The organism is Actinokineospora diospyrosa, from assembly GCF_024171925.1.
GTDB classification, from domain to species: Bacteria; Actinomycetota; Actinomycetes; order Mycobacteriales; family Pseudonocardiaceae; genus Actinokineospora; species Actinokineospora diospyrosa.
On record NZ_JAMTCO010000010.1, the window covers coordinates 224194 to 244186 of the forward strand.

At 69.9% G+C, this 19993-nt stretch carries 16 protein-coding genes; 14 read left to right on the forward strand and 2 right to left on the reverse strand.

Annotation, left to right across the window (positions count from 1 at the left end; all coding sequences use genetic code 11):
* From LV75_RS21315 to LV75_RS21325, 3 genes are all read left to right on the forward strand, one after another.
* Nucleotides 1–210 (forward strand): hypothetical protein (locus LV75_RS21315; RefSeq protein WP_253888755.1); only part of this gene is annotated, 210 nt, incomplete at its 5' end.
* A gap of 41 nt (nucleotides 211–251) precedes the next feature.
* A complete protein-coding gene (locus tag LV75_RS21320) occupies nucleotides 252–2480 on the forward strand; it encodes a tetratricopeptide repeat protein (protein WP_253888756.1) in 2229 nt (742 codons plus the stop codon).
* A gap of 53 nt (nucleotides 2481–2533) precedes the next feature.
* Nucleotides 2534–4231, forward strand: a complete 1698-nt coding sequence (locus LV75_RS21325) for a tetratricopeptide repeat protein (protein ID WP_253888757.1) — start codon at nucleotides 2534–2536, stop codon at nucleotides 4229–4231.
* Nucleotides 4232–4283: 52 nt separating this feature from the next.
* Here the strand turns inward: LV75_RS21325 and LV75_RS21330 are convergent, their stop codons facing one another.
* A complete protein-coding gene (locus LV75_RS21330; protein WP_253888758.1) occupies nucleotides 4284–5435 on the reverse strand; it encodes a citrate synthase 2 in 1152 nt (383 codons plus the stop codon).
* A 309-nt stretch (nucleotides 5436–5744) separates the two neighbouring features.
* On the opposite strand from LV75_RS21330, the gene pdxH reads away from it, so the two are divergent.
* The 9 genes from pdxH to sepH all read left to right on the forward strand — a co-directional run bounded on the left by pdxH (nucleotide 5745) and on the right by sepH (nucleotide 15364).
* Entirely contained in the window at nucleotides 5745–6404 is a 660-nt protein-coding gene (pdxH, locus tag LV75_RS21335; RefSeq protein WP_253888759.1) for a pyridoxamine 5'-phosphate oxidase, read from the forward strand.
* 54 nt (nucleotides 6405–6458) lie between these two features.
* On the forward strand, nucleotides 6459–7787 hold the full coding sequence (locus LV75_RS21340; RefSeq protein WP_253888760.1) for an MFS transporter: 1329 nt from the start codon (nucleotides 6459–6461) through the stop codon (nucleotides 7785–7787).
* An 85-nt stretch (nucleotides 7788–7872) separates the two neighbouring features.
* Entirely contained in the window at nucleotides 7873–8706 is an 834-nt protein-coding gene (locus LV75_RS21345; protein WP_253888761.1) for an ABC transporter ATP-binding protein, read from the forward strand.
* On the forward strand, nucleotides 8703–9563 hold the full coding sequence (locus tag LV75_RS21350; RefSeq protein ID WP_253888762.1) for an ABC transporter permease: 861 nt from the start codon (nucleotides 8703–8705) through the stop codon (nucleotides 9561–9563). Before LV75_RS21345 ends, LV75_RS21350 begins: the two co-directional genes overlap by 4 nt.
* Before the next feature lie 5 nt (nucleotides 9564–9568).
* On the forward strand, nucleotides 9569–10873 hold the full coding sequence (locus tag LV75_RS21355; protein ID WP_253888763.1) for a sensor histidine kinase: 1305 nt from the start codon (nucleotides 9569–9571) through the stop codon (nucleotides 10871–10873).
* Nucleotides 10870–11490, forward strand: a complete 621-nt coding sequence (locus LV75_RS21360; protein ID WP_253888764.1) for a response regulator — start codon at nucleotides 10870–10872, stop codon at nucleotides 11488–11490. The genes LV75_RS21355 and LV75_RS21360 overlap by 4 nt, the downstream gene beginning before the upstream one ends.
* A gap of 22 nt (nucleotides 11491–11512) precedes the next feature.
* Entirely contained in the window at nucleotides 11513–12874 is a 1362-nt protein-coding gene (locus LV75_RS21365; RefSeq protein ID WP_253888765.1) for a serine hydrolase domain-containing protein, read from the forward strand.
* Between the two features lie 84 nt (nucleotides 12875–12958).
* Nucleotides 12959–14092, forward strand: coding sequence for a phosphoserine transaminase (gene serC, locus LV75_RS21370; protein WP_253888766.1), 1134 nt, complete (start codon nucleotides 12959–12961; stop codon nucleotides 14090–14092).
* Nucleotides 14093–14350: 258 nt separating this feature from the next.
* On the forward strand, nucleotides 14351–15364 hold the full coding sequence (gene sepH, locus LV75_RS21375; RefSeq protein ID WP_253888767.1) for a septation protein SepH: 1014 nt from the start codon (nucleotides 14351–14353) through the stop codon (nucleotides 15362–15364).
* Nucleotides 15365–15681: 317 nt separating this feature from the next.
* On the opposite strand, the gene LV75_RS21380 is transcribed toward sepH, so the two are convergent.
* Nucleotides 15682–15918, reverse strand: coding sequence for a hypothetical protein (locus LV75_RS21380; RefSeq protein WP_253888768.1), 237 nt, complete (start codon nucleotides 15916–15918; stop codon nucleotides 15682–15684).
* Between the two features lie 138 nt (nucleotides 15919–16056).
* Between LV75_RS21380 and LV75_RS21385 the strand changes: the two genes are divergently transcribed.
* Together LV75_RS21385 and LV75_RS21390 are read left to right on the forward strand one after the other, a co-directional pair.
* Nucleotides 16057–17802 carry an ABC transporter ATP-binding protein gene (locus LV75_RS21385; RefSeq protein WP_253888769.1) on the forward strand — a complete coding sequence of 582 codons (1746 nt, stop codon included), beginning with the start codon at nucleotides 16057–16059 and terminating at the stop codon, nucleotides 17800–17802.
* A complete protein-coding gene (locus LV75_RS21390) occupies nucleotides 17799–19631 on the forward strand; it encodes an ABC transporter ATP-binding protein (RefSeq protein ID WP_253888770.1) in 1833 nt (610 codons plus the stop codon). The genes LV75_RS21385 and LV75_RS21390 overlap by 4 nt, the downstream gene beginning before the upstream one ends.
* Nucleotides 19632–19993: the final 362 nt, after the last annotated feature.

The following is a 19993-nucleotide window of genomic DNA, read 5'->3' on the forward strand; positions in this document are numbered from 1 at the left end:
GCCGAATGGACAGGTCAAGCAGGTGACCCCACAGCAGCGGCACAGGCACACGCCGAGCTGCTGGTTGATCGGATCCGGGTGCTCGGACCCGACCACCCCAACGTCCAACTGAGCCGCTTGGCCGTGGCGCGATGGCGAAAGCAGGCGGGGCTGAGCGGCGCGGATGAAATGGTTGCGGGCGAGGCGGAGTCGGCTTCTGCGGGAGACTGAGGTGGCAGGTGTCTAGTGGCCCGGGCGGGGAGGTGGTGGGGATGAGCGGGGGAAGGCTGCCGTACCGGTCGGGGGCGGTGCCGCCGGTGGTGCAGGGGTTTCAGCCGCGGGCGGTGGCGGAGTTGGAGTCGTTGGTCACCGGTGGTGTGGTGTTGTCGGGGCTGGGCGGGGTGGGCAAAACCCAGGCTGCGGCGGAGTATGTGCGGCGCAAGGCGGGTGAGGTTGAGCTGGTGGGGTGGATTACCGCCACCAGTAGGTCCAACGTGGTGGGTGGGCTTGCCGAGTTGTACGCGGCAGTCACCGGTGCGGTGGTCGACGATGCCGAGCGGGCCGCGAGGGGGTTCCTGGACTGGTGCACCAGCACCGCCCACGCCTGGCTCATCGTGCTCGACGACGTCGCGGATCCCGGGGAGTTGGCTGGGCTGTGGCCGCAGCCCGGCACGACCGGGCGGTTGGTGGTGACGACCCGTCGCAACGAGCCCTGGGCTTTGGCGACCGACACCCGGCGGATGACGTCGTTGGGGGTGTTCACCGAGCGGGAATCCTCGGCCTACCTACGTGGCGTGCTGGGGGACGTCGACGGCATCGACGAGTTGGCTGAGTTGCTGGGTCACTTACCGCTCGCGTTGAGTCAGGCGGCAGCGTACGTGTCCATGCGGCCGGGGATGAGCTGCCTGGACTACGTGCGGAAGTGGCGCAGCCGTGCCCTGAAAGACATGTTCCCCGGCGACTGGGTGGGCGTCGACGGCCGTAGAGACACGGTGGCGACGACGTGGTCGATCTCCATCGAGGCCGCGGACCAGCTCGAACCCGAGGGCCTGGCGCGGCCCATGCTGACGCTGATGTCGTTGCTGGACCCCAACGGTATTCCATTGTCCGTACTGACATCGGGGCCCGTGCTGGCGTACTTGTCCACCGGCAACGGGGATCCTGTGGATGAGGACGCCGCCGCGCAGGCCTTGGGCAACCTGCGGCGGTTGAACCTGATCGCCGTCGACAACGTGGCGCGAGTGCATGCATTGGTGCAGCAGGCAACCCGGGCCCAGCTCGCCCAAGACCGGCTCCCGAAGCTGAGCCACGTGGTCGCCGATGCGCTGGTCGACCGGTGGCCGGAGGTGGAGCGCGACACCGAGCACGCGGCCATGCTGAGGAACAACGCCACCGCGCTCACCGACCAGTACCTGTGGGAACCCCACTGCCATCCGGTGCTGTTCCGTGCGGGCAGGAGCCTCGGCACGTCGGGGCAGGTCCACGCGGCCGTCCCCTACCACGAATCCCTTGTCACCAAAGCGATTCAACGCCTCGGCCCCGACCATCCGGACACGCTCATCGCCCGCAACAACCTCGCCTACTGGCGCGGCGACGCGGGGGACGCGGTCGGGGCGGTCCAGGCATTCGTCGAACTGCTCGCCGACCACCTGCGCATCCTGGGCCCCGACCACCCGCGAACCCTCCGCAGCCGCAACAACTTGGCCCACTGGCGCGGCGTATCGGGCGACGCAGCCGGGGCGGCTTCGGCTTTCGCCGAAATCCTCACCGACCGGATCCGCATCCTCGGCCCCGACCACCCAGACACCCTCCGCACCCGCAACAACCTCGCCGTCGCCCGCGGTGAGGCAGGAGACCCCTTCGGAACCGCTTCCGCCTTCGCCGAACTCGTCGCCGACCGAATCCGCATCCTCGGCCCAGACCACCCCGACACCCTCACCGCCCGCAACAACCTCGCCTCATCCCGGGGCCAATCAGGCGACCCCGCCGGAGCAGCCCAAGCCTGCGCCGAACTCCTCACCGATCAGCTCCGGATCCTCGGCCCAGACCACCCCCACACCCTCGCCACCCGCGGCAACCTCGCCGACTGGCTCAGCGGAGCAGGCGACAGCGCGGGGGCGCTACGGGCCTTCACAGATCTGCTCGCCGACCAACTCCGCGTTCTCGGCCCAGACCACCCCCACACCCTCGCCACCCGCAACAACCTCGCCGTGACACGCGGCCAATCAGGCGACCCCGCAGGAGCGGCAGCGGCGCTCGCCGAGCTGCTCCTGGACCGGACCCGCATCCTCGGCCCAGACCACCCGCACACCCTCGCCACCCGCAGCAACCTCGCCTCCTGCCGCGGTCGAGCAGGCGACCCCACCGGGGCCGCTCAGGCTCTCGCGGAACTCCTCACAGACCAACTCCGCACCCTCGGCCCCGACCACCCGGACACGTTGCTCACCCGCAGAAAGCTCTCCTACTGGCGCAATCACATAGGCCTACCTGACGTCGTTTAGGCACTGAGCGGCTGTCCTCCGCGAGCGGTAGTGCGTACGGGATGATGGTGGGTATGAGCGACAACCAGCTGACCGGTGGTGTGTCGGGGGCGGCCGCGCAGATCGGGGCGGTGTACGGGGCGGTGACCGTGGGGGGTGGGCGGTCGGGGCGGTTGCCGTATCGGGCTGGATCGGTGCCGCCGGTGGTGCGGGGGTTTCAGCCGCGGGCGGTGGCGGAGTTGGAGTCGCTGGTCAGCGGTGGTGTGGTGCTGTCGGGGCTGGGCGGGGTGGGCAAGACCCAGACGGCGGCGGAGTATGTGCGGCGCAAGGCTGGTGAAGTGCAGCTGATGGGGTGGATCACGGCCTCGACCAGGTCGAACGTGGTGAGTGGCCTCGCGGAGCTGCACGCGGTGGTCACCGAAACGGTGATCGACGACGCCGAGCTGGCCGCCCACCGCTTCCTCGACTGGTGCACCAGCACGACCCACCCCTGGCTACTGGTCTTCGACGACGTCGAGGACCCCGCCGAGCTGGCGGGCCTCTGGCCGGACACCGGCACGACCGGGCGATTCGTTGTGACAACCCGCCGCAACGAGCCCTGGGCATTGGAGGCTGACGGTCGCGGGCTGACTCCGTTGGGGGTGTTCACCGAACAGGAATCGGCTGCCTACCTGCGCGGCGTACTCGGCGACGTAGAGGGCATCGAAGAGTTGGCGGCGCTGCTGGGGCACTTGCCACTCGCCTTGGGCCAGGCGGCCGCTTTCATGCTGATGCGGCCAGGTATGAGCTGCTCGGACTACATACGGAAATGGCAGAACCGCTCACTGAAGGACATGTTCCCCGGCGACTGGGTCGGTGTTGACGGCCGTCGCGACACGGTGGCGACCACTTGGTCGATCTCCATCGAGGCGGCGGACCTGTTGCAGCCCGCAGGACTAGCACGGCCCCTGCTGACGGTGATGTCGTTGCTAGACCCCAACGGCATCCCGTTGTCCGTGCTCACTTCGGAACCCGTACTAAAGTACCTGTCCGACGGCAGCGGGGAGTCCGTAGACGAAGACGCCGCAACCCAAGCCCTGGGCAACCTCCGACGCCTGAGCCTGATCTCCATCGAGGGCGAACCCGTTGCTCGTGTGCATGCACTGGTACAGCAGGCCACCAGAGCCCTACTCCCCCAAGACCGACTTCCCCTACTCAGCCGCATGATCGCCGACGCACTGATGGAATGCTGGCCAGACGTAGAACGCGACGCCGAGCACGCGGCGGCGCTCAGAAACAACACCACCGCTCTCGTCGAGCACGCCAAACAACAACTTTGGGTTCCAGGCTGCCATGACGTGCTGCTCAGGGTAGGAAGAAGTCTTGGCGCAACCGGCCAGATCCACACCGCCATCAGCTACCACAAGTCGCTTCTCGCTACCGGAGAACTTCTCCTTGGCCTAGATCACCCCACCACATTCACCATCCGCAACAACCTCGCCGAGTGGCAAGGCACGGCAGGAAATTGGGCCGAGGCATCACGGGCCTACGCTGAACTACTCGCCGACCAAGTTCGCACTATTGGGCCTGACCACCCAGCGACACTCACTACTCGCATGAATCTTGCCGAGTGGCAGGGAAGAACTGGCGATGCAGCGACTACGACACAGAGTGTTGCCGAATTACTAGAAGATCTGCTTCGAGTGCTTGGCCCCGACCACCCGGTCACGCTTCGCGCCCGCAACAGACTCGCCTACTGGCGCGAAGAGGCCGGTCTGGACGACGCAGACTAAGCAGAAACAAAAGAGCGGGCCCGCCGCAGCGGACCCGCTCTCCACATAGGACTTAAGCGATCAACGACCAGCCCTCAACGTCCTCCGGACGGCGCGGTGCAGGCCCGATGTACTTGGCAGCAGGGCGAACCAGGCGCCCCGTGCGCTTCTGCTCCATGATGTGCGCGCACCACCCGGCAGTCCGCGCACAGGTGAACATCGCGGGCATCATGTGCGGCGGTACCTGCGCGAAGTCCAGGATCACCGCCGCCCAGAACTCGACGTTCGTCTCGATGGCGCGGTCCGGGCGGCGCTCGCGCAGCTCCGACAGCGCGGCCTGCTCAAGCGCCGCAGCAGCCTCGTAGCGCGCCGCACCGAGGGTCTTGCACGTGCGGCGCAACACGCGCGCACGCGGGTCCTCAGCCCGGTACACCCGGTGCCCGAAGCCCATCAACCGCTCCTTGCGGTCCAAGATCCCCTGCACCACGGCCCGCGCGTCACCCGTGCGCTCGACCTCGGTGATCATCGGGAGCACCCGCGCGGGCGCACCACCGTGCAGCGGGCCGGACATCGCACCGATCGCACCCGACAATGAAGCAGCCACGTCGGCGCCGGTCGAGGCGATGACCCGGGCGGTGAAGGTGGAGGCGTTGAGGCCGTGCTCGGCGGCCGATACCCAGTACGCGTCGATCGCGGCGACGTGGGCCGGGTCGGGTTCGCCGCGCCAGCGGGTCATGAAGCGCTCGGTGATGGTGTTGCACTCGTCGACCCGGCGCTGGGTGACCGCGGGCTGGTGGATGCCGCGGGCGGACTGGGCCACATAGGACAGCGCCATGACCGAGGCGCGGGCCAACTGCTCGCGGGCCTCGTCGTCGGTGATGTCCAGCAGCGGGCGGTAGCCCCAGATGGGGGCGAGCATGGCGAGCCCGGCCTGCACGTCGACCCGGACGTCGCCGGAGTGCACCGGCAGCGGGAACGGCTCGGCGGGCGGCAGGCCGGAGCCGAAGCGGCCGTCGACCAGCAGGGCCCAGACGTCGCCGAAGGTGACCTTGCCCGCGAGGTCCTCGATGTCGACCCCGCGGTAGCGCAGCGCGCCGCCGTCGCGGTCGGGTTCGGCGATCTCGGTGCGGAACGCGACCACGCCTTCCAGACCGGGCCGGAAACCGTCGTCCGGTTCGGCGGCCGGGGGTGGGGGCTGCTTGGTGTCCTGCACCGCGTTCTGCATGTGCCTCGCCTTTCACGCCATGTCCACGATGGGTATCGCGGGGTTCGCGTCGGCAGCGGCACTTCGAGGCAGATCGCCCACGCCGGGCACCACTGCACGGCTTTTCGCACACATTGCTCCTCCCCCCGGCGGTTAGCAATCGTTCACCCCGGTGTCTTCGGTCACGATCCAGTGAAACGATCCAGATTGTCGGTGGACTCCATTGCGCACGCCCGGGTGTCGGCTGTCACCGTGCGGGCGGTTTCCGTTCACCTGGATTCCCCGTACCGTCAAGTGGCCCCCCACGCCCTCGGTGAGGAGAGATGCGGTATGGCTGACGGCGAGATCGTCTTGGACCTTCCGACCATGCGGGTGTCCTACGAGCACGGCGACCTGCATGAGAGCGACCTCGCCGCGACCTGGCACGAACAGCTGCGGAACTGGCTCGACGACGCCAAGCGCGCCGGGCTGGCCGAGGCCAACGCCATGGTGCTGGCGACGGCGGGCGCCGAGGGCTACCCGTCCTCGCGGACCGTCCTGGCCAAGGGGCTCGACGCGCGGGGGCTGGTCTTCTTCACCAACTACACCTCGGCCAAGAGCCACGACCTGATGGCCACGCGCGCCGCCTCGGCCACCTTCCCCTGGTACGGGCTGCACCGGCAGGCGACCGTGCGCGGCACCGTGGAGAAGGTCAGCCCCGCCGAGACCGCCGCGTACTGGGCCAAGCGCCCGCGCGGCTCGCAGTTGGGGGCCTGGGCCTCGCCGCAGTCGATCGTGGTGACCGGGCGCAACACGCTGGAGTCGGCACTGGCCAATGTGGAGCGCCGGTTCGCCGACGCGGAGAAGGTGCCGGTACCGCCGCACTGGGGTGGCTGGCGGATCCAGCCGGAGGTCGTGGAGTTCTGGCAGGGGCGCCAGGACCGGATGCACGACCGGCTGCGCTTCAAGCTCGGCCGCGACGGCTGGAAGGTCGAGCGCCTCGGTCCGTGAGCCCGGGGTAAATCACAGGCCCACAGGTGCTTAGCAAGCCTAAGCTAACCAGTCGTGAGCACCGAGACACCGAGCACCACCGAGCCGCCGCGCGGCCGGGTCCGCGGCTTGCTCGGCAAGGTCGTCATCGACACCAGGCCGCTGCGCATCCGCGACTACCGCAGGCTGTGGGTGTCCACCGTGGTCACCGCGGTCGGCAGCCAGCTCACGGCGGTCGCGGTGCCCAAACAGGTGTACGACCTGACCGGGTCCTCCGGCTACGTCGGCCTGACCGGCGCGGTCGGGCTGGTCCCGCTGCTGGTGTTCGGCCTGTGGGGCGGGGCCATCGCCGACGCGCTGGACCGGCGCAAGGTCATGCTCTACAGCAACCTGGGCGTCGCGGTGACCTCCGGGCTGCTCTGGTTGCAGGCGTTCGCGGGCCTCAAGTCGGTGGCCATCGTGCTGGTGCTGCTGGGCCTGCAACAGGCTTGCGTCGCGGTGAACATGCCCGCCCGCAGCGCCGCAGTGGCCCGGGTCGTGCCGCCGGAGCTGCTGCCACCGGCCAACGCGCTCAGCTTCACCACGTTCACCTTCGGCATGGTGTTCGGCCCGTTGCTCGCGGGCTCGCTGATCCCGGTGATCGGTCTGTCCACTTTGTACCTGATCGACACCGTCGCGCTCGTCGTCGCCTTCGCCTCGGTGTGGTTCCTGCCGCCGATCCCGCCGGGCGGGGGATCCTCGCGCAGGGCGGGGCTGCGCGACATCACCGACGGGTTCCGCTACCTGTCGCTCAAGAAGCTGCTGCTGGTGTCCTTCCTGGTCGACATCATCGCGATGGTGGCCGGGATGCCGCGCGCGCTGTTCCCGGAGATGGCCGAACGCACGTTCGGTGACCCGCCGGGCGGCGGTGTTGCCCTCGGTTGGCTGTACGCGGCTGTCCCGATCGGGGCGGCGGTGTTCGGCCTGTTCTCCGGGGCGTTCGCCCGCATCCGCAGGCAGGGCGCGGCGATCACGGTGTCGATCATCGGTTGGGGCCTGGCGATGGCCGCCTTCGGGCTGACCGGCTCGCTGGTGCTCGCGGTCATCTTCCTGGCCATCGGCGGTGGGGCCGACCTGATCAGCGCCGTGCACCGCAGCTCCATGCTGCAGACCGAGGCGACCGACGAGATGCGCGGCCGGATGCAGGGCGTGTTCACCGTGGTGGTCGCCGGTGGGCCGCGCATCGCCGACCTGGTGCACGGCTGGGGTGCCGCCGCGTTCAGCACCGCGGCCGCGGCGACCGTCGGCGGGCTGCTGGTGATCGTGCTGACCGTGGCGACGGTCGCCTGGGTGCCCGCGTTCTGGCGGTTCCGGTTCGAGCCCAAGACCGGGCCCGAGACCGAGACGGAGAGCACCCGGTCGTAGGACAGGCTGTCCACCGTTCGGTTGACAGCCAGGTTCAACTACTCGATCGTCGCGCCCGCGCCCAGGTCAGCGCAGCATTATTGGCATGAACGCGATCGAAGTGCGCGGATTGCGCAAGAGCTACGGCGCCAACCACGCCGTCGCCGGGGTCGACCTGGCGGTCGGCGAGGGCGAGGTGTTCGCCCTGCTGGGTCCCAACGGCGCGGGCAAGACCACGACGACGGAGATCCTCGAGGGCCACCGCGACCGCGACGGCGGCGAGGTCGCCGTCCTCGGGGTCGACCCGGCCACCGCGGGCAGGCGGTGGCGCGCCGACATCGGGATCGTGCTGCAGACCGCCACCGACGCCGCCGACCTGACCGTGCGGGAGACGATCAGCCAGTTCGCCGGGTACTACCCCGACCCGCGCGGCGTCGACGAGGTCATCGACGTGTGCGGGCTGACCGCCAAGGCCGGGGCCCGGATCAGCTCGCTCTCGGGCGGGCAGCGGCGCCGGGTGGACGTGGCGCTGGGCATCATCGGCCGCCCCCGGCTGCTGTTCCTGGACGAGCCGACCACCGGCTTCGACCCGGAGGTGCGCAGGCAGTTCTGGGACCTGGTCCGGTCGCTGGCCGAGGAGGGCACCACGATCCTGCTCACCACGCACTACCTCGACGAGGCCGAGGCCCTCGCCGACCGGCTGGCCGTGATCGCCGCGGGCCGGATCGTGGCCGAGGGGACGCCGCGCACCGTCGGCGGCCGCGACCGGGCGCCCGCGACGGTGTCCTGGGTGGACGCGGGCGGCCCGCACGAGCTGCGCACCACCGACCCGGTGCGCGCGGTCACCGAGCTCGCCGCCCGCGGCCGGATCAGCCAGCTGCAGGTGCGCCAGCCCAGCCTGGAGGACGTCTACCTCGACCTGATCGGAGCGAAGGCATGACCACCACGACCCAGGGTGCCGCCCGCCGGGCGCCCCAGAACCGCCCGCTCGCCCCGCTCCCGTCGACACTGCGCAACGGGCTGTCGCGGGGTGCCGCGGAGATCAAGATGTTCTTCCGCTCAAAGGAGGCGGTGATCTTCACCTTCTCCTTCCCCGCCTTCGTGCTGCTGCTGCTCGGGTCCATTTTCGACACCGGCGAGACGATGCCGGGCGGGGCGTCGATGAGCCAGGTGTTCGCCGCCAGCATGATCGCCTACGGCATCCTGAACACGGCGTTCACCAGCGTGGGCGTCGGCATCGCCGCCGACCGCGAGGACGGCACGCTCAAGCGGCTGCGCGGCACGCCGATCACCGCGAGCGCCTACTTCATCGGCAAGATCATCCTGGTCGCGGTGACCACCCTCGCCGAGGTCGCGCTGCTGCTGGCCGTCGGCGTGGTGGTGTTCGACCTGCAACTGCCGACCGACCCGACCAAGTGGCTGACGCTCGGCTGGATCCTGCTGCTGTCGGTGGTCGCGTGCACCCTGGTCGGGATCGCCGCGAGCGGGCTGGCCAAGTCGGGCAAGAACGCCGCGACGGTGCTGAACCTCCCGGTCATCGCGCTGCAGTTCACCTCCGGGGTCTTCGTCGCCATAAGCTCGCTGCCGGACGTGATGGTCAAGGTCGCGGCGTTCTTCCCGGTCCGCTGGATGGGGCAGGGCTTCCGCTCGGTGTTCCTGCCGGACAGCATGACCGCGGGAGAGGTGTCGGGATCGTGGGAGCTGCCGACGGTGGCGCTGGTGCTGGGCGCGTGGTGCGTGGTCGGCCTGCTGCTGTGCCTGGTGACCTTCCGCTGGACCGAGCGCCGGGCGGGGTGAGCCCGGTGGCCGCGCGGCAGGACTGGATAGCTGAGCAGGGCGGGGTTGTTGAACAGACCGGGCAGGGCGGGATGGCTGAACAGACCGGGCAGGGCGGGATGGCTGGGCTGAGCGAGCAGGGTGGGGCGGCTGGGCGCCGGGTGCGGCAGCAGGTCGAGGCGAGCACCCGCAGCTTCTGGATCTGGGACCTGTACTTCTCGGTCGGGTACGTGTTCGTCACCGCCCTGGTGCTGCTCAGCCCCGCCGCCCTGCCCGACCGGATCGGCTCGGTGGCCGCGATGGCCGCCATCGCCCTGTTCTACCTGCTCTACGGCAGGCGGCACGCGATCCTGCTGGAGCGCCGGGTGCACGCCACGGTGTTCGCCGCCGTGTCGACGGTGCTGTTCCTGACCGCGGTCTGGTTCGTCGGGAACAGCACCTACCTGCTGTTCGTCATGTGCCCGTTGATCTTCATGTCGCTGCCGCTGCCGATCTCGGCGCCGCTGGTGGTGCTGCTCAACATCCTGCCGCCGGTGCTCGGCGGGCTGCGCGACGAGTCGCTGCGCGGCTGGTACGCCCAGTTGCCGACCTCGTTCCTCGGGGTGGCGCTGTCGCTGCTGATCGGGACCTACGTGCACCGGGTGGTCGCGCAGAGCCACGAGCGGGCCGCGTTGATCACCGAACTCGAGGCGAGCCGGGCCAGGGTCGCCGCGCTCTCGCACGAGGCGGGCGTCGCCCAGGAGCGGGCGCGGCTGGCAGGCGAGATCCACGACACGCTCGCCCAGGGGTTCACCAGCATCGTCACGCTGGTGCAGGCCGCGGAGTCCGAAGTGGACCGCGACAGCGCGAAGGTGCGGCACGCCTTGGACTTGGCGGCGCGCACCGCGCGGGAGAACCTGGCCGAGGCGCGGGCCCTGGTCGCCGCGCTCACGCCGAGCGCACTGGACGGCGCGACGCTGACCGAGGCGCTGCAGCGGCTGGTCGAGCGGCACGGCGCGCAGACCGGTGTGGACGCGAGCTTCCACACCGCTGGCGACCCGTCGGGGCTGCCGACCGGGGTCGAGGTCGTGCTGCTGCGCGCGGCCCAGGAGGCGTTGGCCAACACCGGAAAGCACGCCGGTGCGGCCGCGGTGACCGTCGACCTGTGCCACGCGCCGACCGGGGTCACGCTGACGGTGACCGACGACGGGCGCGGCTTCGACCCGGCGGAGCAGGCGCGCGGCTACGGTCTGCGCGGGATGCGGGCGCGCGCCGAGCAGGTGGCGGGCACCGTGACCGTGCACAGCGCGCCAGGAGCGGGGACGACGGTGACCGTGGAGGTACCCACATGATCACGATCGTGCTGGTCGACGACCACCCGGTGGTCCGCGAGGGGTTGCGCGGCATGCTCGAGGCCGAACCGGACCTGAGCGTGGTCGGCGAGGCGGGGTCCGGGGACGAGGCGGTCGCGGTGGTCGCCGCGCTGCGCCCGGACGTGGTGCTGATGGACCTGCGGATGCCCGGCCTGGACGGGGTCGGCGCGACCGAGCGGATCGTCGGCGGCGGCGCGGCGAGCCGGGTCGTCGTGCTCACCACCTACGAGACCGATTCGGACATCCTGCGCGCGGTCGAAGCGGGCGCTTCGGGCTATTTGCTGAAAGACGCCTCCCGCGCGGAATTGGCAGGCGCGGTTCGAGCGGCGAACCGGGGCGAGACCGTACTCGCACCCTCCGTAGCCGGAAGATTGGTCCGACAGGTTCGTCAACCCGCCAAACAGGCGCTTTCCGGTAGGGAGATCGAGGTACTCGGATTGGTGGCGAAAGGCCGCACCAACGCCGAGATCGGGGCATCCCTGCACATCAGCGAGGCCACGGTGAAAACCCACCTGTTGCGCGCATTCACGAAACTCGACGTATCCGACCGCACGGCCGCGGTCACGACGGCCATGGCCCGAGGCTTATTGGGTTGAGTTATGACGCACAATTTCCTTCATGCTGCACACCACTGAGAACGCGCTGCTGCGCCGGATCGCGGTCGAACAGGCCGAGAGCCGGGCGCCCTCGCTCGTGGCGGCCGTCGTCCGGGGCCACGAGCTCGTCTGGACCGGCGCGCGGGGCAAGGTCGACGGGACGACCCCCACGACCGAGACCCAGTACCGAATCGGGTCGATCACCAAGAGCTTCGTCGCCGCGCTGGTGATGCGCCTGCGCGACGAGGGCAGGCTCGACCTCAACGACCCGCTGGACAAGCACGTGCCGGGCACCGCGATCGGCGCGGTCACCATCGCCCAGCTGCTCGCGCACACCAGCGGCCTGACCTCCGAGTCGCCGGGGGTGTGGTGGGAGCGGGCGGAGGGCGCGGACTTCGGCGCGCTCGACAAGAGCCTGGCCACCGACGCCCTGCGGCACCGCTCCGGCGCGCGCTTCCACTACAGCAACGTCGGCTACGGCGTGCTCGGCGAGCTGGTCGCCCGGCTGCGCGGGGCGAGCTGGCTGCAGGTGCTCGAGGCCGAGATCCTCAAGCCGCTCGAGCTCAACCGCACCACGGCGCACCCGGTGACCCCGGCCGCGACCGGGTGGGCCGTCCACCCCTACGCCGACGTGCTGATGTACGAGCCGACCCCGGACGCCGGCGCGATGGCCCCGGCCGGTCAGCTGTGGTGCAGCGTGCTCGACCTGGCGCGCTGGAACCGGTTCGTCGGCGGCGACACCGGCGACGTGCTCAACCCCGACACCGTCGCCGAGATGCGCGAACCGGCGCACATCGACGACGACGCGCACTGGAGCTCGGCCTACGGCCTGGGCCTGCAGGTGCTGAAGGTCAACGGCCGCAGGCTGGTCGGCCACGGCGGGTCCATGCCCGGCTTCCTGGCGATGAACCTGGTCGACCCGAAGACCGGCACCGGCGGCGTGATCATGGCCAACTCGACCTCCGGGGTGAACATCGGCGGCGTGGCGGCCGAGCTGATCGAGCTCACCGAGCAGCACGAGCCGACCCTGCCGACCGAGTGGGAGCCGATGGGCGAGGCCGACCCGGTCCTGCTGGCGCTCACCGGTCAGTGGCACTGGGGTCCGACCCCGTACGTGCTCAAGCTGCTGCCCGACGGCTGGGTCAACCTGGCGCCGGTGACCGGTCGCGGTCGGCAGTCGCGGTTCCGCCCGGACGGTCAGGACTCGTGGACCGGTCTCGACGGGTACTACGCGGGCGAGACGCTGCGCGCGTACCGGGACACCACCGGCGCGGTGACCCACTTGGACCTCGCGACGTTCGTGTTCACCCGGGAGCCGTACGGCGTCCCTGAATCGATCCCAGGTGGGGTCGACGACCGGGGTTGGCGAACCCTGGGCGGCTGACGGGTGCCAGACTGGGGACGCACGCTCCGCCAACGCCGCCGGTGTCGTCCCCAGTCACCCCTTTCGGAGAAAGGCGCCCCAGAGATGACGCAGACCGCCGATCCGAGCACGCTGGAGCTCCCCGCCGGGCTCAAGCCCGCCGACGGCCGCTTCGGTTGCGGCCCGTCCAAGGTCCGGGCGGAGCAGGTCGCCGCGCTCGCGGGCCCCGGTGCCGCGCTGCTGGGCACCTCGCACCGGCAGAAGCCGGTCAAGTCCCTGGTCGGCCGGGTCCGCTCTGGTCTGCGCGAGCTGTTCTCGCTGCCCGAGGGCTACGAGGTCGTGCTCGGCAACGGCGGCACCACCGCGTTCTGGGACGCGGCCGCGTTCGGCCTGGTGCGCTCGCGCGCGCAGCTGTTCACCTACGGCGAGTTCTCCGCGAAGTTCGCCACGGTGAACAAGAAGGCACCGTTCCTCGAGGACCCGATCGTGGTCTCGGCCGAGCCGGGCAGCGCGCCGGAGATCGCCTACCAGGCGGGCGCCGACCTCGTGGGCTGGGCGCACAACGAGACCTCGACCGGTGTCGCGGTCCCCGTGGTCCGGCCTGCCGGGTCCGAGGGCGCGCTGGTGGCGATCGACGCGACCTCGGGTGCCGGTGGGCTGCCGGTGCGCGCCGAGGACTTCGACGTGTACTACTTCGCGCCGCAGAAGTCGTTCGCCGCCGAGGGTGGCCTGTGGCTGGCGCTGGTGAGCCCGGCAGCGGTGGAGCGGATCAACGAGATCGGCGCGTCGGACCGGTGGGTGCCGGAATTCCTGTCGCTGCCGACCGCGCTGGACAACTCGCTCAAGGACCAGACGTACAACACGCCCGCGATCTCGACGCTGTTCCTGCTGGCCGAGCAGATCGACTGGATGAACGGCAACGGCGGTCTTGAGTGGACTGTCGCGCGCACGAAGGACTCCTCGGACCGGTTGTACTCGTGGGCGGAGAAGACGGCGTACACCTCGCCGTACGTCGCCGACCCGGCGCACCGGTCCCAGGTGGTCGGCACGATCGACTTCAACGACGACGTCGACGCGGCCGCGGTGGCCAAGGCCCTGCGCGCGAACGGCATCGTCGACGTGGAGCCCTACCGCAAGCTGGGCCGCAACCAGCTCCGGGTGGCGATGTTCCCCGCCGTCGAGCCGACCGACGTGACCGCGCTGACCAGCGCGATCGACTGGATCGTCGAGCGACTTTGATCGCCGCGGCGGGTGCGTTCACCGTTGGACGCACCCGCTGCGTGATCGACCGCGCCGGTAGCGTCACTTTCGTTGGTCCGCCTTTGCGCGAATGGGTGAACGCTGTACCAACTCGGTCGCGCGCAGTGCCCTGGATACGGCAAGATCACGGCCAGATGTCACGGGGATCGCGGCGCGCCTAGCGCGTTTCGCGGCAACGCCGATCTACCGTGGGACGCTGGCGAGTGAAGTCCGCTCAGGTCGCAGGGGAGGTTCGCGATGCGCGCGCTGCGGGTCGTCGGGCTCTCGGATGACGGCAAGACCGTCATCTGTGAGGACTCGGCACGCGGCGAGCGCTTCACGCTCCCCGCCGACGAGCGCCTGCGCGCGGCCGCGCGCGGTGACGTCACCCGACTCGGCCAGATCGAGATCGAGCTGGAGAGCCAGATGCGTCCTCGGGAGATCCAGACCCGCATCCGCGCGGGTGAGTCAGTCGAGCAGGTGAGCGAGGCCGCGGGTATCCCCGCGCACAAGGTCGAGCGCTTCGCCTACCCGGTCCTGCTGGAGCGCTCGCGCACCGCGGAACTGGCGCAGCGGGCGCACCCGGTGCGCGAGGACGGGCCGGACCTGCAAACCCTGGGCGAGGTCGTGGCGCACGCCTTCGGCCTGCGCGGCCAGGACTACGCGGCCGCCGCCTGGGACTCCTGGCGCGGCGAGGACGGCAAGTGGGTGGTCCAGCTGTCGTGGACCGCGGGCCGCTCCCTCAACCGCGCCCACTGGTCCTTCCACCCCGGCGCCCACGGCGGCACGGTGTCGCCGATGGACGAGCACGCGCACGACTTGCTCGACCCCCAGCCCAACCGCCCCCTGCGCACGGTGCGCCCGGTGACGGAACTGGCCCAAGCGGCCCTGAACCTGGAGTCGCCGCGGCCGGTCCCGGCTTCGCTGGAACCCGAGCCGGACCCGGAACTGGACGCCGCGGTGTTCGCACCGCCGGTGGCACCGGTCGCGGCGCCGGTCACGGCCCAGGTGGCGGTGCCGGTGGTGGACGAGCCGGATTTCGTGGCGGACTTCGAGTTGACGCCGGAGCCGGAGGAGCCTGAGGTTGAGGAGGAGCTAGAGCCAGTGGCCGAGGACAAGCAGCCGGTTGCGGAGATCCCCGAACAGGACGCCCTGATCGAGGAGCCCACCCGCAAACCAGAACCCCCGCGCCGCCCGAAGGCCAAGAAGGCCAGGCCCATCGTTCCGTCTTGGGAAGACGTGCTCCTAGGCACCCGCTCCAACCGCGGCTGACCCACAGCTCTCCCCCAGAGCGGTGCGCCCCCTCCCCGGGGCGCACCGCTCTTGGCATTCCTACGTCCGCCGAGAGCACCGCTCACCCACCACCGAGAGCAGTGCTCTCGGTGAGCCCACTCCGCTCAGAGCACTACCCACACCCACCAGCGGCGCTCCACCGAGCCCCTCCTGTCGAGAGCGGCGCTCACATCAGACAGCAGCGTTCTCGGACTGGAGCGGTGGCCACGGAGAGCGGTGCTCGCTGTTGTGAGCAGTGCTCTCAGGTGCGGATTGTTGAACAATATGACGATCGGAGACGGGGAGGGGAAGGTGGGTTAGGGGGCGGGCAGGGTCGCGAGGGTGTCAGCGGGGAGCCCTGCGTCGTGGCACCACTGTTCCGCGGCCTCCTGGGTGATCCAGACCGCGCCCGCGGGTGGCGTGTGGCCCAGGTGGATCCAACCGTCGGGGGCTAGGACGTGGAGGGTGGTGGGTTGGTGGGCCAAGAGGCGGCCGGACGGGTAGGCCATGGTGGGGGCGGACCGGAGGAACCGGACTTGGGGTGGCCGGGTCATGGGCAACATGATGCACCGCGGGGGTGGTGGTCGGCGGTGACCTTGACACCGTCATGACCGAAACTCGGATGCCCGCGCCGCGTCCGGTCGCTACCGTCGGGCGCGACCTCGGGGGGCGGGATGGACCAGACACCGACTATGACGGCACTTCGCAGGCTTCTCCCCTACCTAAAGCCGGTCCGCGGCAGGCTCATCGTCTCCGGTGTGGCCGTGTTGTGCTCCATGATCTGCGGCCTGACGATCCCGCTCGTCCTCCAGCAGATCCTCGACGGCCCCGTGGCGCGCAAGGAGACCGGGCCGCTGCCGTGGTTGATCATCGCGGTGGCGGTGCTGGGGGCGGTTGAGGCGCTCATGTTCTACGTGCGGCGCAAGCTCGTCGCCGGGCCGAGCACGTTGATCGAGGCGCGGATGCGGGCCGACATCTTCGCCCACCTGCAGCGGCTGCCGATCTCCTTCCACGACCGCTGGCAGTCCGGCCAACTCCTCTCCCGCGCGGTCAGCGACCTGTCCACCCTGCGCCGCTTCATCGCGTTCGCCGGGATCTTCCTGATCGTGAACACGCTGACCCTCGCGCTCGGCCTGGCCGTGCTGTTCTTCCTCGCGCCCGTGCTCGGCGTGATCACCCTGATCTGCGCCGCCCCGCTGGTGTTCATCTCCACGCAGTACGAGTCCAAGTACGCGACGCTGACCCGGCGGTCGCAGGACCAGGTCGGCGACCTGGCGACGGTGGTCGAGGAGTCCGTGCTCGGCATCCGGGTGCTCAAGGCGTTCGGCCGCGGCCCGCACCTGGCCAAGCGGTTCGCCGCGCAGGCCAGGGAGCTGCGCGGCACCGAGCTGGCCAAGATCCGCCTGCTCGCACTGCTGTGGGGCGCCATCATCATGCTGCCCGAGCTGGGGATCGCCGCGCAGCTGCTCTTCGGTTCACTCGGCGTCGCCAACGGGTCGCTGACCGTGGGCACGCTGGTCGCGGGCGTCACCGTCGCCACCTACCTGCGGTGGCCGACCGACTCGATCGGTTGGCTGCTGGCGGAGACGAACCAGGCGGCGACGGCGGCCGCGCGGTACTGGGAGGTGCGCGACGCGGAGGTGACGATCACCGATCCGCTGCGCCCCGAGGAGTTGCCCGCCGACGGGGTTGGGGCGGTGCGGTTCGAGGGGGTTCGCTTCGCCCACGCGGGAAGCGATCGCGAGATCCTGTCCGGTGTGGACATCGACCTGCGCCCGGGCGAGACCGTGGCGCTGGTCGGCTCGACCGGGTCGGGCAAGTCGACCTTGACCATGCTGGTCCCCCGGTTGGCCGACGTCACCGGCGGCCGGGTCACCGTGGACGGCGTCGACGTGCGCGACCTGCGGTTGGCGGATCTGCGTTCGGTCGTCGCGATGGCGTTCGAGGAGCCGGTGCTGTTCTCGGCGAGCGTGCGGGAGAACGTCGCGCTGGGCGCCGAGGACGTCACCGACGAGCAGGTGCGCGAGGCGTTGCGGGTGGCGCAGGCGGAGGAGTTCGTCGACCGGTTGCCGTGGGGGCTCGACACCCGGATCGGCGAGGAGGGCCTGTCGCTGTCCGGCGGCCAACGGCAACGCCTCGCCCTGGCGCGCGCGGTCGTCGGCAAGCCCAAGGTCCTGGTGCTCGACGACCCGTTGTCGGCGTTGGACGTGCACACCGAGGCCGAGGTCGAACGCGCCCTGCGCAGCGTGCTGTCCACCGTGACGGCCCTGGTCGTGGCGCACCGGCCGAGCACGGTCCGGCTCGCGGACCGGGTCGCCCTGCTCGACGAAGGGCGGATCGCGGCGATCGGCACGCACGAGCAGCTGCTCAAGACCAGCGCCGCCTACCGCGACCAACTGTCCACTCTGGACGACGAGCCCGCGGAGGTGGCGTCGTGAGCACCGTTTCGGACGAGCAGTGGCGCGGAGTAGCAGCCGAGGACACCGAGGAGCTCGACCGCCAGGTCGGTCTCAAGCTCAAGCGCCGGTCCCGGGCCCTGCTCGGCACGCTGCTGCGCCCGCACCTGCGCTGGGCGGTCATCGGCCTCGTCCTGGTCTTCCTGGAGAACGCCGCGCGCCTGGCCGGACCGCTGCTGATCGCCGTCGTGATCGACACCGGGATCCCGAACGCGATCCGCGGCGACACGACCGTGATGGCGTGGTGCGTGGTCGCCTACGCGTTCTGCAGCGTCGCCTCGGCCGGGTTGTGGGCGACGTTCCTCAACATCTCCGGGCGCATCGGGCAGGACCTCGTGCTCGACCTGCGACAACGGATGTTCCGGCACTCGCAGCGGTTGTCGTTGTCCTTCCACGAGCACTACACCTCCGGCAAGGTGATCTCCCGCCAGACCAGCGACATCGACTCGTTCACCGACCTGCTCGAGGTCGGCATCGACGACCTGCTGACCTCGGTCCTGTCCATTGTGGGCATCACAATCCTGTTGCTGACGCTCGACTTGGACCTCGCCGCGCTCACACTTGCCACCGCGCTACCGCTGTTCTTCGTGACCCGCTGGTTCCTGCGCCGCTCGAACCAGGCCTACCGCGGCGTCAGCGGCCGAACCGCGACGGTGATCGTGCACTACGTCGAGACGATGAACGGCATGCGCGCGGTGCAGGCGTACCGCCGCGAGGACCGCAACCGGTCCATCATGGACGGCCTGAACACGAGACTGCGTTCAGCCGCCCGCGATTCGCTCGACGTCGTCGCCACCTTCACCATGTCGGTGCGGATGGTCGGCAACCTGTCACTAGCGGTCGTGCTGGCTTTCGGCGCGTTCCGGGTCGCTGACGGGACGCTGGAACTGGGCGTGTTGACCGCGTTCACCCTGTACCTGCGCCGGTTCTACGAACCCCTCGACGACATCGCGATGTTCGCCAACTCGTACTCGTCGGCGATCGCCGCACTGGAGAAGATCTCCGGGCTGCTAGAAGAAGAACCAGACGTCCGCGAACCGAAGCAGCCCAAGCCGTTGCCCCCACACCGTGGCGGGCTACCGATCGAGTTCACCGGGACCGAGTTCCGGTACCGACCGGACACACCAATCGTGCTGACGTCCCTGGACCTCACAATCCCAGCCGGTCAAACGGTCGCTCTGGTCGGCCCGACGGGCGCTGGCAAGTCGACAATCGCCAAGCTGGTAGCCCGCTTCTACGACCCAACCGGCGGCACCGTCCAACTCGCGGGCGTCGACATCCGCGATGTGTCCGATGTGGAGCTACGCGGATCGGTGGTCATGGTGACCCAGGAGAACTTCCTGTTCTCCGGCTCGGTCGCGGACAACATCCTGCTCGGCAAACCGGACGCGACCCGCACCGAGGTCGAGTCAGCCGCCCGCGCCGTGGGCGCACACGACTTCATCACCGCCCTCCCCCAGGGCTACGACACCGACGTCCGCAAACGCGGCGGCAGACTGTCCGCGGGCCAGCGCCAGGTGATCGCCTTCGCCCGCGCCTTCCTCGCCAACCCCGCCGTCCTGGTCCTCGACGAGGCAACCTCAAGCCTCGACCTCCCCACCGAACGCGTGGTGCAACGGGCCCTGGAGTCAGTCCTAGCCGACCGAACCGCCCTGATCATCGCCCACCGCCTATCCACCGTACTAATCGCCGACCGAGTCCTAGTGGTCACCAACGGCCAAATAACCGAAGACGGCCACCCCCAAGACCTGATCACCGGCGAAGGCCACTTCGCCGCACTACACACCGCCTGGCGCGACTCCCTGGCCTAGCACTGCCCTTCTCGCGCAAGATCATCTGCCACAATAGCCCCCGATATACAGCCTATCGATGAAGCCCGACAGAACCGGGTCAGCGACCAGGGCCTGTGGACAACAGAACACGTTGTGGACAACCACCCGCCAGCCCAGCCCCCGGACACTCGGACTCGGCGGTGCCATCCCGCCCCCGTCAGGTCCGCCCCAACCCACCTGATCAGCACCTGGACAGTCGGACTTGGCGGTGCCATCTCAGCCCGCTCTCGGCTGTCCTGCCAACCCAGCGCCTGGACAGTCGGACTCGCTGGTGCCAACTGCTCGATGGGGTGGACCTGTTTTGCGTGGGGGGACGGCACCCGTAGCGTCGTTCAGCGGCA